The sequence below is a fragment of the Streptomyces sp. NPDC007875 genome, from assembly GCF_042868035.1.
Taxonomy (GTDB): Bacteria; Actinomycetota; Actinomycetes; order Streptomycetales; family Streptomycetaceae; genus Streptomyces; species Streptomyces antimycoticus.
Genome location: NZ_JBIADZ010000015.1, coordinates 43,922 through 60,395, shown reverse-complemented (window position 1 = coordinate 60,395; position 16,474 = coordinate 43,922). Strand labels below are relative to the sequence as shown.

The window sequence follows — 16,474 nt, the reverse complement described above, 5'->3', positions numbered from 1 at the left end:
ATGGCAACAAAGTTCAGGCAGACCTCAACACAGGGGGACTTGTGAGCGCCGAGCGCACCACCGAGATCGAGTCCGGGGCCCGTGGCATCCCACGGCTGGCGGCCGAAGGTGTCTCGGTCGGGTACGGCGGCCGGGCCGTCATCGAGGAGCTGGATGTGACGATCCCGCCGGGCGTGATCACCACGATCATCGGTCCCAACGGCTGTGGCAAGTCGACCCTGTTGCGCACCCTGACGCGGCTGCTCAAGCCGGCCAAGGGGGCCGTGGTGCTGGATGGCGAGGACATCGCGGGGCTCAGGACCAGGGACGTGGCCAAGAAGCTGGGCCTGCTGCCGCAGGCGCCGGTGGCGCCGGAGGGGCTGACGGTGGCCGACCTGGTGGCCAAGGGGCGGCATCCGCACCAGAGTTGGCTGCGGCAGTGGTCCTCGGACGACGCCGGTGTCGTGGAGCGCGCGCTGGCCATGACCGGGGTGTCGGATCTGGCCGACCGCCCGGTCGACTCGCTGTCCGGCGGGCAGCGTCAGCGCGTCTGGATCTCGATGACCCTGGCCCAGGGCACCGATCTGCTGCTCCTCGACGAGCCGACCACCTATCTGGACCTGGCGCACGCGATCGATGTGCTCGACCTCGTGGACGACCTGCACGAGTCGGGCCGCACCGTGGTGATGGTGCTGCACGACCTCAATCTGGCCACGCGATACAGCGACAACCTCATCGTGATGCGGGCGGGTTCGATCCTGGCGCAGGGGCATCCGCGTGATGTGATCACCGCCGAGTTGCTGGACGAGGCATTCGGGTTGCGCGCCATGGTGATTGACGACCCGGTGGGTGACCGGCCGCTCATCGTGCCGATCGGCCGCACCCACGTCCAGCTCGATCAGGTCCCGCAAGGGAATGCAAAAGTAAGGCTAGGCTAGCCTCACTTCATCGGGATAAGGTTTGGCTGCCCTTAGTCAGGGGCGCAACGGACAGCGCGACAGCAAGGGATTCCGGATGCTCCTCCATCGAACGACACGTATGACGCCATGGCGGCGGTTAGTGGCGGCGCTGTCCGCCGCGGCCCTCGGCGTCGGCCTCCTCGCGGGGTGTGGTTCCGACTCGGCGGACGGGGCGGGCGACGACGCCCCGGCCGCCGCCTCGGGTGCGTTCCCGGTCACCGTGGAGCACGCGTTCGGATCCACGAAGATCACCAAGGCTCCCCGGCGGGTGGTCTCCGTCGGCTACACGGACGACCAGGCCATGCTGGCGCTCGATGTCAGACCGGTCGGCATGGTCGACCAGTACCCGAACCCGGCGGGCAAGAAGCCCGACATCAACACCCAGTGGCCCTGGGTGAAGGACAAGTGGGGCGACACCCGGCCCGAGGTCGTCATGAAGAACGGCGACACCGGCCCCAACTACGAGAAGATCGCCGCCCTGCGGCCGGACCTCATCGTGGCGGTCTACTCCGAGATCGACAAGGCCGCCTACGACAAGCTCTCCCAGATCGCCCCGACCGTCGGCCGTACCAAGGGCGAGAAGGAGCCGTTCAGCGCCCCGTGGCAGGACAACGCCGTGCAGATCGCCAGGGCGCTGGGCAAGGAGAACGAGGGCACCAAGCTGGTGCAGGGCATTGAGGACAAGCTCGGCGCGGCCAAGAAGGCGCATCCCGAGTTCGCCAACCAGACCGCGGTCATGTTGTCCTGGTACAAGAACTCGGTGGCGCCGTTCACCTCCACCGATGTGCGCGGGCGGCTGGTCACGGGCATCGGCTTCAGGTACCAGACCAAGATCGACAAGATCGCGGACGGGAAGTTCTACACCGTCCTGTCCCCCGAGCGCATCGACCTGGTCGACGCCGACCGCGTCTTCGTCATCAACGACAAGGCCGACCAGCAAGCCCTGAAGAAGTTCCAGCTCTTCACCAACCTGGGCGCGGTGAAGAAGGGCAAGGTGTCCTACCTGCTGGACAGCGAGGGCCCGGCCGTCGGCGCGGCCATCTCCCAGGGCACCCTGCTGTCCCTGCCGTACGCGATCGACGAGCTCGTCAAGTCGGTCGGCCGGGGGTGAGCACCACCGAGGCGCGCCTCCCCCCGGCGACCCTGCGCACGGCGACCGGACGCGTGGCTACCCGATGGGTCGCGGCGCACTGCCGCGAGGTGCCCTGGCTGACGGCCGCCACCGCGCTCACCACGGTGGCCGGGGCGGCGCTCCAGGTGCTCCCGGTGATCCTGCTCGGCCGGGTGGTCGACGGGGTGGTCGAGGGCGAGCCGCGCTCGACCCTGGTCACGATCGGGGTGGTGATGGGGGCCGCCGCGCTGCTCGGCGCGGCGGCCACCGCGGTGTCGACCTATCTCATCGGACGGCTGGGCGCGGATCTGCTCGCGCGGCTGCGCGAAGGCGCCGTCCGCGCGGTACTGGGGATGCCGAGCGCACGGATCGAGCAGGTCGGCCGGGGAGATGTGCTGTCCAGGGTCGGTGACGATGTGGCCGTGCTGTCCAAGGGCATCCGCACGGCCGTCCCCACGGTGTTCTCGGCGGGCGTGCTGGTCGTCATCGCCACGGCCGGCATGTTCGGACTGGACTGGCGGCTCGGCCTGGCGGGCGCCGGTGCGCTGCCCGCGTACGCGCTGGCCCTGCGCTGGTATCTCCCCCGGTCCGCCCCGCTCTACCAGCAGCAGCGGGCGGCCCAGGCCGACCGTGCGCAGGCGTTGATCAGTGGCCTGAAGGGGATCGACACCGTCCGGGCGTACCGCCTCGAGGGCGCCTTCCGCGAGAAGGTCAGCGCTGAGTCATGGCGGGTGCGGGATCTCGGTATCGAGGTGTTCCGGTTCTTCGGCCGCTTCGTCGGCAGGGAGAACCGCGCCGAGTTCATCGGGCTGGTCCTGATCATCGTGGTCGGGTACTCCCTGCTGGAGGCCGATGCCGCCAGCCTGGGCGACGTCTCGTCGGCCCCCCTGATCTTCCACCGGCTGTTCACCCCGCTGGGCTCCATCATGTTCACCTTCGACGAGGCGCAGAAGTCGGGCGCGAGCCTGACCCGGCTGGTCGGCGTGGTGGGCGAGGCCGCCGAGGACCGGCTGGTGGGCGACGCGACCGTTTCGCCGGCGGACACCGGGCCACACTCGGTGACGGTGGAGGGGCTGACGTATCGCTACCCCGACACCGAGGAGCCTGTCCTCCGGGACGTGCATCTGACGATCCCGGCCGGTGGTTCGCTCGCGCTGGTGGGGGCGACGGGCGCGGGCAAGAGCACGCTGGCCGCGCTGATCGCGGGCATCGGGACCCCGCAGGCCGGGTCGGTGCGCGTCGGGACCACCGACCTCGCCGGTCTGGACGAGGCCGGGGCGCGGGCCCTGGTGAGCATCCTGACGCAGGACACGCATGTGTTCTCCGGGCCGCTCGCCGACGACCTGCGGTTGGCCGCGCCGCAGGCGACCGATGCCGAGCTGATGGACGCGCTGCGCACGGTCGGCGCCGACGGATGGGTCGACGCCCTGCCCGATGGGCTGAACACCGTGGTCGGCGAGGGCGGAGAGCGCCTGGACGTCACCAAGGTGGCCCAGATCGCCCTGGCCCGGCTGGTGCTGGGCCGGTCGCCGGTGGTGGTGCTCGACGAGTCGACCGCGGAGGCGGGCAGCGAGGGCGCCGCCGAGCTGGAGCGGGCCGTGCTGGCCGCGTGCTCGGGCCGGACCACGCTGTTGGTGGCGCACCGGCTGACCCAGGCGATGGCGGCGGACCGGATCGCCGTGCTGGACGCGGGCCGCGTGGTGGAGCAAGGAACGCACGAGGAGCTGGTGGCCCTGGGCGGCCGGTATGCGCGACTGTGGCGGGCCTGGCGAGAAGGTAGTTAGACACCCCTGATTCAGGTGAGCTTTTCATGACGTGGAAGGGATGCTGAGTCTTCGATGGTGGAACCGGGCGCTCGTCGCGTACTGCTTTCTCCCGGACAGGTTGCCGACGTACGCCGGCGGATCGGTGACTTCTCCGACCGGACCATCGCCGAAGCCTGTGCCATCGGGCTGTCGTACTGGGCGACGGGCCTGAGCCCCGATGGCATCGACCTCACCCCCGGCACCCTGTTCGCCGATGTCCTCGGGTGGGTCGACAACGGCGGGGCGGGGCCCGCGGGTTGGGGGGTCGGCGCGGACGACCGGAGCATCACCGTCCCGGAAGGCGTCGGGCCGGACGATGCGCAGGCCGCGCTGGACGACCTGACCGATTTCCCGGACCGGCCCATCGGCACCATCTCCCCGTCCTGCGTGGCGGCCAAGCTCGAGGCCCTGGCCGGGTGGAACGACACCGAGGCCGACCGGGTCCGCCCGACCATCGTGGAGATGTTCCGCGAGCGGGCGCGGTCCAGGCCGTACGCCGTCGCCATCGTCGACGAGCACCGGTCGCTGACCTACCGTGAGGCCGCCGAGCGCTCGAGCCAGCTGGCCCACCATCTGATCGAGCGCGGACTCGGTCCCGAACAGGTCGTCGGCATCTCACTGCGCCGCTCCGCCGAGATGGTGATCGGGCTGCTCGCCGTACTCCAGGCGGGGTGCGCTTTCGTGCCGCTCGATCCGCAGTGGCCCGCCGCGCGCCGGGCCGTCGTCATCGACGACGCCCAGGTCGTGGCGCAGCTGGGCGACTCGGGCGAACGCGACCCGGCCGAACCGGAAGCCGTCGTCGTCGACCTCGGCGACTGGCGCTTCGGTTCCCACCCCACCGGGGGCACCGGGGTCACCGTCCCCGGCAACGCCCTGGCGTACGTGATCTTCACGTCCGGTTCGACCGGGCGGCCCAAGGGCGCGATGATCCGGCACGAGGCGATCAGCGAGCGCCTGCTGTGGCAGGGCAACGAGATCCTGGGCTTCGGCCACGACGACGCGTCGCTGTTCAAGGCGCCGTTGTCCTTCGACATCTCCATCAACGAGATCTTCCTGCCGCTGGTGCACGGCGGCAGGCTGGTCATCCTGCGGCCCGGTGGCGAACGCGACCCGCACCACTTGCTGAGCGTGATTGCCGAGCAGCGGGTCACCTTCACCTACCTGGTCTCCTCCATGCTGGACGTGCTGCTGGAGATGGTGGGCGACTCCGGGCGGCTGGACAGCCTGCGCCATGTGTGGTGCGGCGGCGAGGTGCTGACGCCGGAGCTGTACGAGCGGTTCCGCACCCGGCTCGATATCCCGCTGTACCACGGCTACGGCCCCGCCGAGACCACGATCGGCGTCTCGCACGTCATCTACCGGGGCGCGGCCGAGCGCCTGTCCACATCGATCGGCAAGGCCAACCCGAACACCCAGTTGTATGTGCTGGACAGCGAGCTGCGCCCGGTCCCGGTCGGCGTCGGTGGCGAACTGTACGTGGGAGGGTTCCTCCTGGGCCGCGGGTACATCAACGCGCCCGGCCTGACGGCGTCCCGCTTCGTGGCGAACCCCTTCGCCGGGGACGGGTCCCGGCTGTACCGGACCGGAGACCTCGCGCGGTTCGCCCCGGACGGGTCGCTGGACTTCCTCGGCCGGGCCGACAACCAGATCAAGATCCGCGGTATGCGGCTGGAGATCGAGGATGTCGAGGTCGGCCTCGCGGAGCACCCCGGGGTGCGGTACACCTGCGTCGTCGCGAAGAAGAACGCGGCAGGCAGCACCTACCTGGTGGGATATGTGATCCCGGCCGCCGGGAGCGAGGACCTGCGCGCGGACGAGGTCAAGGGGTGGGCCGCCGGGCACATGGTGGAGTACATGGTGCCCGCCCACATCGTCGTGATGAAGGAGTTCCCGCTCACCGCGAACGGCAAGCTCGACCGCCGTGCGCTGCCGGAACCCGCGATCGGGACGGGCTCGATCGTCCAGCCCGCCACCGAGAACGAGCGGGTGCTGTGCGCGGCGGTCGCGAAGGTGCTGCGGCTGGACGAGGTCGGCGTCGACCAGGACTTCTTCCAGCTCGGCGGAGACAGCCTGCTGGCGATCTCGTTGCTGAGCGCGGTGCGCGACGCGGGTCTCCACCTCACGGCACGGCAGATCTTCACCGACAGCGCGGTGGGGGCGCTGGCGGCGATGGCGAGCCGTGAGGGCGCCTCCGCCACGGACGACGGCGATGTCGCGACCGGTTCCGTCATGGGATCGCCCATCGTGCAGTGGCTCGGCGAGACCACGGAGGCGATCGACGGCTTCGTACAGTCGGTCGTGCTGAACACCCCGGCGGAGCTGACCGCCGACGCCCTCGACGCGATCCTCGCCGCCGTGGCCGGGCGGCACGACATGCTGCGCGCCAGGCTGGTGCGCGGCGAACGCTGGAGCTTCGACATCCCGGCGGCGGACCGGGCCACGCCGTCGTGGCAGGAGAGCGACCGGCCGGTCGAGGAGTGCGTCGCGCTCGCCACCGGCGGGCTGGACCCGGACCAGGGCGTGATGCTGCGTGCCGTCTGGCGACGCGAGGCACGGCAGCTGGTCGTGGTCGTCCATCATGTGGTGATCGACGGCGTGTCCTGGCATGTCCTGATGGACGACCTGGCCACGGCATGGCGGCAGTTCGCCTCGGGCGCGCCGATCGAACTGCCCCCGGTGGGCACATCGTTCCGGCGCTGGACGCAGACGCTGGGGAATGCCACCTTCGACGCGGACCGTGGCTACTACGAGCGTCCCCTGCCGGGAGCGGACGGCCCCGTGGGCAGGCGCGCGCTGTCCCAAGCCGACACCGTCGCCCGGGAGAGGGTGCGGACCGTCTCGGCCGGTCCCGAGGTCACCGCCGCGCTGCTGGGCGAGATCCCCGCGAAGTTCCACGCCGGCGTGGGCGATGTGCTGCTGACCGCGCTCGCCGTCACCCTCGCCCGATGGCGCCGCGACCTCGGACAGGACCAGACCTTCGCGCATATCGAACTCGAGGGCCACGGCCGCGAAGGTCGGTTCGTGGCGGACGCCGCCGGTTTCGAGCCGGAGCTGTCACGGACCGTGGGCTGGTTCACCACCCTGTTCCCGGTGACCGTGGACCCCGGCGCGGCGGCCGATTTCACCGCCTCCGACTACCTGGCCACCGCGCTCAAGGCGGTCAAGGAAGACCTCGCCCGCGTGCCGTCCAACGGCGTTTCCTACGGTGCCCTGCGGTATCTGACCCACACCGAGTTCGACGCCCCCGCACCGCAGGTGCTCTTCAACTACCTGGGCCGCTTCGACGCGGGCGCCACCGGAGACTGGAAACTCTGCGGCAACACGGGCCAGTTGGGCGAGAGGCGCGACCCGAGGATGCGCCTGCCGCGCCCCCTGGAGTTCAACGCGATCGCCGAACCCGCATCGAGCGGCGCGTACGAGCTGATCACCACCATGTCCTGGCCCGACGGGATGTTCACCGACGAGGACATCGCGACCATCGGCGCGTACTTCCAGGAGACCCTGACCGCCCTGGCCGCGCTCGACCGGGGCGGCCACTCGCCCAGCGACTTCGGCCTGGTGCGGCTCACCCAGGCCGACGTCGACGTCCTGGACGGCCCGGCGCTGCGGGACATCCTGCCGCTGACCCCGTTGCAGGAGGGCCTGTACTTCCATTCGGTCTTCGACGACGACTCGGCGGGCGCCTATGTCGAGCAGCAGCTGCTGAGGCTGGACGGCGAGGTGGACGCCGACCGGCTCGCGGCGGCGGCCACCCGGTTGCTCACGCTGTACCCGAACCTGGCGGCGCGGTTCACGGCCCTCGCCGACGGCCGTGTGGTCTCCGTGCTGGAGAGCGGTGTGGGGGCGCCGTTCACCACGCTCGACCGCCCCGGGATCACCGACGCCGAGATCCGCGAGTACGCCGAGCGTGACCGCCGCGCCGGGTTCGACCTGGCCACCGGCCCGCTGATGCGGTACACACTCATCCGCACGGGCTCCGGCCGGAACGTCCTGGTGCAGACCGTGCACCACATCATCGCCGACGGCTGGTCGGTGCCACCGATGCTCCGCGCGCTGCTGGCCGAATACCACGCGCCGGGGACCGTGTACCCGCTCGGCGGCTTCCCCGACTACGTACGGTGGCTCGCGGAGCGCGACGAGGACGAGAGCGACCGGATATGGCGCGATCAGCTCGCCGAGCTGCGCGGGCCCTCGCTGGTCGCCGAGGGACACACCCCGTCCGGCCGATTCGCCGACACCGCCGTGCAACCGGGCGACGACATCGACACTGCCGCCCGGTCGGCCGGTGTGCCGCTGAGCGTGGCCGTGCACAGCGCCTGGGCGGTGACGCTGGGCGGCATCCTGCACGGCAGTGACGTGGTGTTCGGATCCACGGTGTCCGGGCGCGACGCGCAGGTGCCCGGCATCGAGGACATGGTGGGTCTGTTCATCAACACGATCCCCGTGCGCGCCCGGTGGGCCGGTACCACCACGGCGCGCGACCTGCTCGCCTCGGTGCGGGAACACCAGAGCGCGGTGCTGCCGCACCAGCATGTCTCGCTGGCGAGGATCGGCCGCCTGGCCGGCGCCGGCCCCCTGTTCGACACCCTGGTGGTGTTCGATGTCGCGGCCGATGTGGCCGCCCTGCGGGGGCCGGGCGACGAACTGGTCATCACCGAGATCGTGAACGAGGGCGCCCCGCACTACCCGTTGACGCTGGTCGTGGAGCGCGCTCTCGACGGCCGTCCGCGCCTCAACCTGATCTACGACGGCGAGCTGCTGCGGGAGACGAGCGCCCAGGCGATCCTGCGCACGTTCACCCAGACCCTCACCGGCCTGCTCACCCGCCCGGACGCCCTGGTCGACGACCTGGCGCCCGAGGACACCCGGCGTCCCGCGCCGATCACTCCGACGACCCTGGGCGGACTGTTCGACGCCGCCGCGCGCCGCGACCCGGTGGCCGCCGCCGTCACCCAGTGCGCTCTCGACGGCGGAACCCGGTCACTGACCTACGGCGAACTGGCGGCCGCGAAGAACGAGCTGGCCTCCGCCCTGCGCGCGGCCGGTGCCGGGCCGGGCAGACGGGTCGCCGTCGCCGTCCCGCGCTCCGTGGAGCAGGTCGTCGCCCTGGTCGCGATCGTCACGGCGGGCGGCGCGTATGTACCGCTGGACCTGGCGTACCCGGACGAACGGCTGGAGTACATCCTCGCCGACTCCGCTCCGCAGGTCGTTCTCGTGGACCGCGAGCAGCGCGAGCGCTTCACCCGGCTGCTGGCCCGGGCGGGCGTGCCGGCCCGTGTGCTGGTATCCGGAGACGAGCTGCCGCGGGCCGATACGGAGGCCGGTCCGGAGGCGAGCCGGCACGACCCCGCCTACGTCATCTACACATCCGGATCGACCGGCAGGCCCAAGGGCGTCGTCGTCCCGCACTCCAGCGTGGTGACCCTGCTTGCGAACACCCGGCCCGCCATGGACTTCGGCCCGCACGACGTATGGGTCCAATTCCACTCCTTCTCCTTCGACTTCGCGGTCTGGGAGCTGTGGGGCGCGCTGGCGCACGGCGCTGAGCTGCTGGTGCCGGAGTACGGGCTGACCCGCTCGCCGGTCGACTTCCACCGGCTGGTGTGCGAGCGCGGAGTGACCGTGCTCAACCAGACCCCGTCGGCGTTCTACCAGTTCATCGAGGCCGACCGGCATGCGGGCCGGCCGGTCACCGCGCTGCGCCGGATCATCTTCGGCGGCGAGCCGCTGGATCTCGGGCGGCTGCGCGGCTGGGTGGAGCGGCATGGCACCGGTGCGCCCGAGCTGGTCAACATGTACGGCATCACCGAGACCACCGTCCATGTCACCCACCGGGTGCTGACCGACGAGGACTTCGCCCCCGGCGGCGACGTCAGCCCGATCGGCGGTCCGATCCCGGGCCTGGCCACCTATCTGCTCGACGACCGGCTCCGGCCGGTGCCGCCGGGCCGGGTGGGCGCCATCTACGTCGCAGGCGACCAGGTGTCGCTCGGCTACCTGGGCAGGCCGGGGCTCACCGCGGGCCGTTTCGTGGCGAACCCGTTCGCGGGCGACGGCTCCCGCATGTACCACACCGGCGACCTCGCCCGCCGCACGCTCGACGGTGAGCTGGAGTTCACCGGACGCGCCGACGACCAGGTGCAGCTCAAGGGTTTCCGCATCGAACTCGGCGAGGTGGAGGCCGCGGTCAGGGGGCTCGATGGTGTGGTCGACGCGGCCGTCACCGTGGCGGACAGCGGCGACCACCTGGTCGCGCATGTCGTGGGCCGGGTGCCCGCCGATGTCACCGCCCTGCTGTCGGCGAAGCTGCCCGTACATTTGGTGCCGGGCCGGGTGCTGCCGGTCGACGCCCTGCCGCTGACGGTCAACGGCAAGCTGGACCGGAAGGCCCTGACCGCACGCGCCGCACAGGACGACACCCCGGTGCCCGGCTCCTCGGGCAGCGGGGATGCCGTGCTCACCGCACTGGTCGGCATCTTCGCCGACACACTGCCCGAATCCGCCGTGGCCGACGACACCGACTTCTTCCGGGCCGGGGGCGACAGCATCGTCGCCATCACCGTCATCAACCGGGCCAGGGCGCTCGGCCTGCCGATCGCGCCACGGGACGTGTTCCTGTTCAGGACACCGCGCGCGCTCGCCGAGCACCTGGGAACGCGCACACCGCAGGGCGAGGCGCCCGCGCCCGCCCACCACGAGGACGGCCCGCTGCCGCCGACCCCGATCATCCTGCGCCAGCGCGACCTGGGCGGATCGCTCACCCGGTTCGCCCAGGCAAGAACGGTGGTGGCCCCCGACGGCGCCGGGTTCGCCGACGCCGAGCGCGCCGCGAGCGCCGTCGTGGCCGCGCACCCGGCCCTCCGGCTGCGGCTGGGCGTCGAACACGGGGTATGGGCCCTGCGCACCGAACCCGCCCGCGAGGTCACTGTCGTACGGGCGGACACGACCGACGCGACGACCGCGGCGAACGAGGCCGCCGGACGGCTCGATGTCGAGTCCGGGGAGGTCATCGCGTTCGCGTGGCTGGAGGCGAGCCGGACCCTGGTGGTCACCGTGCACCACCTCGCCGTCGACTCGGTGTCCTGGCTGATCCTGCTGGACGACCTGGCCGCCGCCCTGCGCGGGGCGCCCCTGGCGCCGCCGACCACGTCCTACGCCCAGTACGCGGAAGCACTGGCGGCCCGGTCCGCCCATGCGATCGACGACCTCGGCCACTGGCTCACCACGCTCCAGGCACCCGCGCTCCTGCCCGCGGTCGAGCGACCCCGCGAGACCACGGTCGTGCTCGCCTCCGAAGTGAGCGACCGCGTGACGCGTACCGCGCCCAGCGCACTCGGCGTCGGTCTCACCGAGTTGCTGTGCGGCGCGCTGCGCACCGCGCTGACCCACATCCAGCCATCGCCCACCGACCTCGCGATCGAACTGGAGCGCCACGGCCGGGTCCCGGCGCTGGAGCACCACGACTACACCCGCACGGTCGGCTGGTTCACCTCCATCGCGCCCGTGCGGCTCACGGCGCACAGCGACCCCGTCGCCGCGGCGTACGAGGTCGCCGAACGCCAGCCGGACGAGCGCGCACACGTCGCCTACGGCCAGCTCAGATACCTCAACCCGCAGGCGGCCCCGCTGCTCACCGCTCGCCCGCAGGTGCTCTTCAACTACCTGGGCCGGGGCGGCGAGTCCCAGGCGCCGCACCTCACCGGCGGCGATCAGGGCAGCCCGTACGCCGTCGAGGTCAACGCGTGGACCGACGCGGCCACCGGCAGCCTGCACGCCGTCTTCACCCTCGCCGAAGGAATCCCGGACGAGATCACCGACCACTGGCGGACCGCACTGGAACGCATCGCGGACGCCTCCGCGACGGCCGAGCGCACGGCACCGGTCACCCCGCTCCAGCGGGGCCTGTACTTCCAGGCCCAGATGGCGGGTTCGGCGGGACACTACGTGGCGCAGAGCTGGTTCACCTTCGATCGGCGCCTGGACACCGACGCACTGTCCGAGGCGATGGCGTATGTGATGGCGCGGCACCCGGTCGTGGCCGCCGGCTTCGCCACCGACGACGACGGAAACCCGGTCCAGGTCCTGGGGGCGGGCCGGCGCGTCGACGTCCGTACAGTCGAGCTCACGAGCGACGCGGACGTCGAGGCGCTGCGCACCCGGGACCGCGACACGGGATTCGACCCGGGTGAGCCCCCGCTGATCCGGATGACCGTGGTGCGGCTGCCCGGCGACCGCGACGGGCTGCTGCTCAGCTACCACCTGCTGCTGTGGGACGGGTGGTCCCGCGAGATCGTGCTACGGGACCTGTTCGACGCCTACCGGGCCGTCCTCGCGGGCGAGTTGCCCGACCCGGCCCCGGCCACGCCGAGCTTCGAGGACCACGCCCGGGCGCTCGACGCCCGGGACTCCGCCGCGTCGGAACGCTTCTGGGCCGAGCACCTGTCCGGTCTCCCCGGCCCGACGCTGCTCGCCGGAGCGGCGCCGTCCCTCTCCGACGACCTGCCGCGCGCGCTCGTGCGCACGCTGTCCGCCGAGCGGTCGAAGCTGCTGCGGGCGGCGGCCAGGGCGCACGGCGTCACCCTGAACTCGGTGCTGACCGGCGCGTTCGGCCTCCTGCTCGGCGCCCACACGGGGCGCGACGACGCCGTGTTCGGCGTGACCGTCTCCGGCCGGGAGGGCGAGGGGCTGGACGGCATCGTCGGCGTGCTGCTCAACACCGTCCCCATGTGGACCCGGGCCCGGCCGGACGACACCGTCCGCGCGTATCTGTCGGACGTACAGGCGGCCAGGGTCGAGGCGATGGTCCACGAACACCTGGGGCTCGGCGAGATCCAGCGGGCCACCGGGCACGACACCCTGTTCGACAACCTCTTCGTGCTCCAGAACTTCCTGGACATGGACGCGTTCGCCGAGATGAACGCCAGGCATGGCATCACCTCGGTGACGGCCGACGACTCCACCCACTACCCGTTCACCTGGGTCGTCACCCCCGGCGACCGGCTCACGGTCAAGCTGGAGTACCGGGACGAGGACACCGCGAACGCCCGGCGGCTCCTCGACGACTACCTGCGCGTGCTCGACGACCTGGCCCGGTCGACCGGGCCGGTCGGCGGCCTGCGGGGACTGGGCCCGGAGCCCGTGCCCGCCGAACGCATGGACATCGGCACGGACACCGTGGTCGACCGGTTCGACCAGGCGGCGGACCGCGACCCGCGGCGGATTGCGCTCGTGGCCCACGGCTCGACCATGACCTTCGCCCAGCTGCGGGACCGCAGCCGCGCCGTGGCCGGTGTGCTCGCCGGGCGCGGCATCGGCCCCGAGACGACCGTGGGCCTCGCGATTCCGCGGTCCCTGGACTCGATCGTGGCGCTGTTCGCCGTGCTGCGCGTCGGCGCCGCGTATGTGCCGCTGGAGCTGGACCACCCGGACGAGCGGATCGCCGCGATCGTCGCGGACGCCCGCCCCGATGTGATCCTCACGGTGAGCGCCGTGTCGCCCCGGCTCACCGGCGACCTGATCGAGCTGGACCGCCCGCTGTCCGAGGCCGAGCCGTATCGGACGTATCAGCCGGAGGACCCGCAGCGCCTGCGGCACCCCGCGTACACGATCTACACCTCGGGATCGACCGGGAAGCCCAAGGGCGTGGTGACCGAGTACGCCGGGCTGACCAACATGCTGATCAACCATCAGCGCCGGATCTTCGAGCCGGTGCTGGCGGACCACGGTCACCGGGTCTTCCGGATCGCGCACACCGTGTCGTTCGCCTTCGACATGTCGTGGGAGGAGCTGCTGTGGCTCGCCGACGGCCACGAGGTGCACATCTGCGACGAGGAACTGCGCCGTGACGCGCCCCGGCTGGTCGAGTACTGCCTCGAACACCACATCGACGTCATCAACGTGACCCCGACCTACGCACAGCAGCTGGTCGCCGAGGGCCTGCTCGACCACCCGGAACGGCGGCCGGCGCTGGTGCTGCTCGGCGGCGAGGCCGTCACCCCGGCGCTGTGGCAGCGGCTCGCCGAGACCGAGGGGACGGTCGGCTACAACCTGTACGGGCCCACCGAGTACACCATCAACACCCTCGGCGTCGGCACCTTCGAATGCCAGGACCCGGTGGTGGGCGTGGCGATCGACAACACCGATGTGTATGTGCTGGACCCGTGGCTGCGGCCGCTGCCGGACGGCGTTCCCGGTGAGCTGTACGTGTCGGGCATCGGCATCGCCCGCGGCTATCTCGGGCAGCCCGACCAGACCGCGCACCGCTTCGTGGCGTGCCCGTTCGGCGCACCTGGCGAGCGCATGTACCGCACCGGCGACCTGGTGGCCCGCCGGCCCGACGGCAACCTGACGTACCTGGGCCGCATCGACCAGCAGGTCAAGATCCGTGGGCACCGGGTCGAACCGGGCGAGGTCGAGGCCGTGTTCGCCGCGCACCCGGCGGTGCGGTTCGTCGCCGCGGTCGCCCAGCCCGATCCGCAGGTCGACGGCGCCTACCGGCTGGCCGCCTACCTCGTACTGGACGGCTCCGACCTGGCGGCTGTCGCCGCCGAAGTAGGCACCGGGCTGCCGGACTTCCTGCGCCCGACGCACTACGCCCAGGTCGACAGCATCCCGCTGACCGTGAACGGGAAGGCTGACACCAAGGCGCTGCCGGAGGCCAAGCCGCTGGGCACGCTGACCACGGCGGGGGAGCGGGGACCGCGGACCGAGAACGAGACCGTGGTGTGCGAGTTCTTCGCCGAGGCACTGGACCTGGATGACGACGAGGTGAGTGCGGTGAGCGATTTCGTGTCCCTGGGAGGGCACTCCATGGTGGCGGTGCGGCTGATCGGGCTGCTCCGCCGCGAGTACGGCCCAGTGATCACCATCCGTGATCTGTTCACCCTGCGAACCCCGGAAGCGATTGCCCGCCACCTTGATGACCACTCCTGACACCCAGCGGCCCCGCCCGGGGGCCGACATCCTCCGGACCGCACTGCGCCGCAACATCGGCGCCATGACCTGGGGCACCGTCCTCATGGGCCTGTACCAGGCCGGTGAGACCGCCTTCCCCATCGCGCTCGGCCTGATCGTCGAGCACACGATGCGGGACCGCAGCCTCGGCTCGCTCGGCCTGGCGATCGCCGCGTTGGCAGTGATCATCACGACGGTGTCGCTGTCGTGGCGGTTCGGGATGCGCGTCCTGCAGAAGGCCAACACCACCGAGGCGCACCGCTGGCGGGTGAAGGTGGCGGCCTACGGCCTCCAGCCGGTGGCCAGGGACGTCGACCTGAAGTCCGGCGAGGTGCTGACCATCGCCACCGAGGATGCCGACCAGACCGCCGACATCATCGAGGTGGTGCCGCTGCTGGTCAGCTCGCTGGTGGCGGTGCTGGTCGCGGCGGTCGCGCTGGGCCTGGCCGACGTCCGGCTCGGCCTGCTGGTGATCGTGGGCACCGTCGCGATTCTGTCGATCCTGAGCGTGCTGTCCAAGCGGATCGGCTCCAGCACCCGAGAACAGCAGGCCCGGGTGGCACGGGCGGGGGCGAAGGTCGCGGACCTGATCACCGGCCTGCGCCCGCTGCACGGCTTCGGCGGCAACCACGCGGCGTTCGGTTCCTATCGCAGGGTCAGCACGGAGGCGAAGCACCAGGCGATCACCGTAGCCAAGGTCAACGGCGTGTACGCGGGCACCGCGCTGGCCCTCAACGCGGTCCTCGCCGCCGCCGTGACCCTGATGGCGGGCTCACTGGCCTTCAGCGGCCGGATCACGATCGGAGAACTCGTCATGGCCGTGGGGCTGGCGCAGTTCATCATGGAACCGCTCAAACTGTTCTCGGAGATGCCGAAGTACGTGATGATGGCGCGCGCGTCGGCCGAGCGGATGGCGCTGGTGCTGGCCGCCCCGCCGGTGGCGGCCGATGGGCGGGAGCGCCCGGCCGCGGGCGGCGACCTCGACCTCGACTGCGTCCGGTACGGCTCGCTGCGCGAGCTCAAGTTTACGGTGGCCGCTGGCGAGTTCGTGGCGATCGCGCCCTACCAGCCGCGCGCGGCGGCCGACCTCGCGTCGATCCTGGCCGTGAAGGTCCCGCCCGGCGCGTACGAGGGAGCGGTGCGGGTCAGCGGGCGGGAGCTCGCGGACCTGTCGATCGAGGCGGTCCGCGAGCACATGCTGGTGAACCCGTACGACGGGGAGATCTTCGCGGGCACCCTCGGCACGAACATCGATCCCTCGGGCACCAGCCGGATGGTCCCCGAGGCCGTCGAGGCGTCCATGCTGACCGACGTCGTCGCCCTCCACCGCGAAGGACTCGACTACGGCGTCCGCGACCGCGGCGCGAACCTCTCCGGGGGGCAGCGCCAGCGGCTGTCCCTGGCCCGCGCCCTCGCCGCCGACACCGACGTCCTCGTCCTGCACGACCCGACAACGGCCGTCGACGCCGTCACCGAACAGCTCATCGCGCGCAACATCGCGAAGCTGCGCCGGGACCGCACCACCATCGTGATCACCAGCAGCCCGGCCCTCCTGAACGCCGCCGACCGGGTCCTCGTCCTGGACGACGGCGTCATCACCGCCGAGGACACCCATCGCAACCTCCTCGTCACCGACCAGGACTACTGTCTGGCGGTGGCCCGGTGAC

At 71.5% G+C, this 16,474-nt stretch carries 5 protein-coding genes; all 5 read left to right on the top strand.

The features are described from left to right. Positions 1–41: 41 nt before the first annotated feature. Complete coding sequence (locus tag ACFYOY_RS28275) at positions 42–917, top strand: ABC transporter ATP-binding protein (protein ID WP_388590375.1); 876 nt, start codon at positions 42–44, stop codon at positions 915–917. 76 nt (positions 918–993) lie between these two features. After that, positions 994–2,049, top strand: coding sequence for an iron-siderophore ABC transporter substrate-binding protein (locus tag ACFYOY_RS28270; protein ID WP_351890064.1), 1,056 nt, complete (start codon positions 994–996; stop codon positions 2,047–2,049). Continuing rightward, complete coding sequence (locus tag ACFYOY_RS28265; protein WP_388590373.1) at positions 2,046–3,833, top strand: ABC transporter ATP-binding protein; 1,788 nt, start codon at positions 2,046–2,048, stop codon at positions 3,831–3,833. The genes ACFYOY_RS28270 and ACFYOY_RS28265 overlap by 4 nt, the downstream gene beginning before the upstream one ends. 54 nt (positions 3,834–3,887) lie before the next feature. Continuing rightward, positions 3,888–14,786 (top strand): amino acid adenylation domain-containing protein, encoded by a 10,899-nt coding sequence (locus tag ACFYOY_RS28260; RefSeq protein WP_388590371.1) that lies wholly within the window; start codon positions 3,888–3,890, stop codon positions 14,784–14,786. Next, positions 14,773–16,473: an ABC transporter ATP-binding protein gene (locus ACFYOY_RS28255; protein WP_351890049.1), complete on the top strand. Its 1,701-nt coding sequence runs from the start codon at positions 14,773–14,775 to the stop codon at positions 16,471–16,473. The genes ACFYOY_RS28260 and ACFYOY_RS28255 overlap by 14 nt, the downstream gene beginning before the upstream one ends. Position 16,474 lies beyond the last annotated feature (1 nt).

Excerpts from the sequence above, each read along its gene's own strand:
- ACFYOY_RS28270 (WP_351890064.1), top strand. The coding sequence starts at position 994 with ATGCTCCTCCATCGAACGACACGTATGACGCCATGGCGGCGGTTAGTG.
- ACFYOY_RS28260 (WP_388590371.1), top strand. The coding sequence starts at position 3,888 with ATGGTGGAACCGGGCGCTCGTCGCGTACTGCTTTCTCCCGGACAGGTT.
- ACFYOY_RS28255 (WP_351890049.1), top strand. The coding sequence starts at position 14,773 with ATGACCACTCCTGACACCCAGCGGCCCCGCCCGGGGGCCGACATCCTC.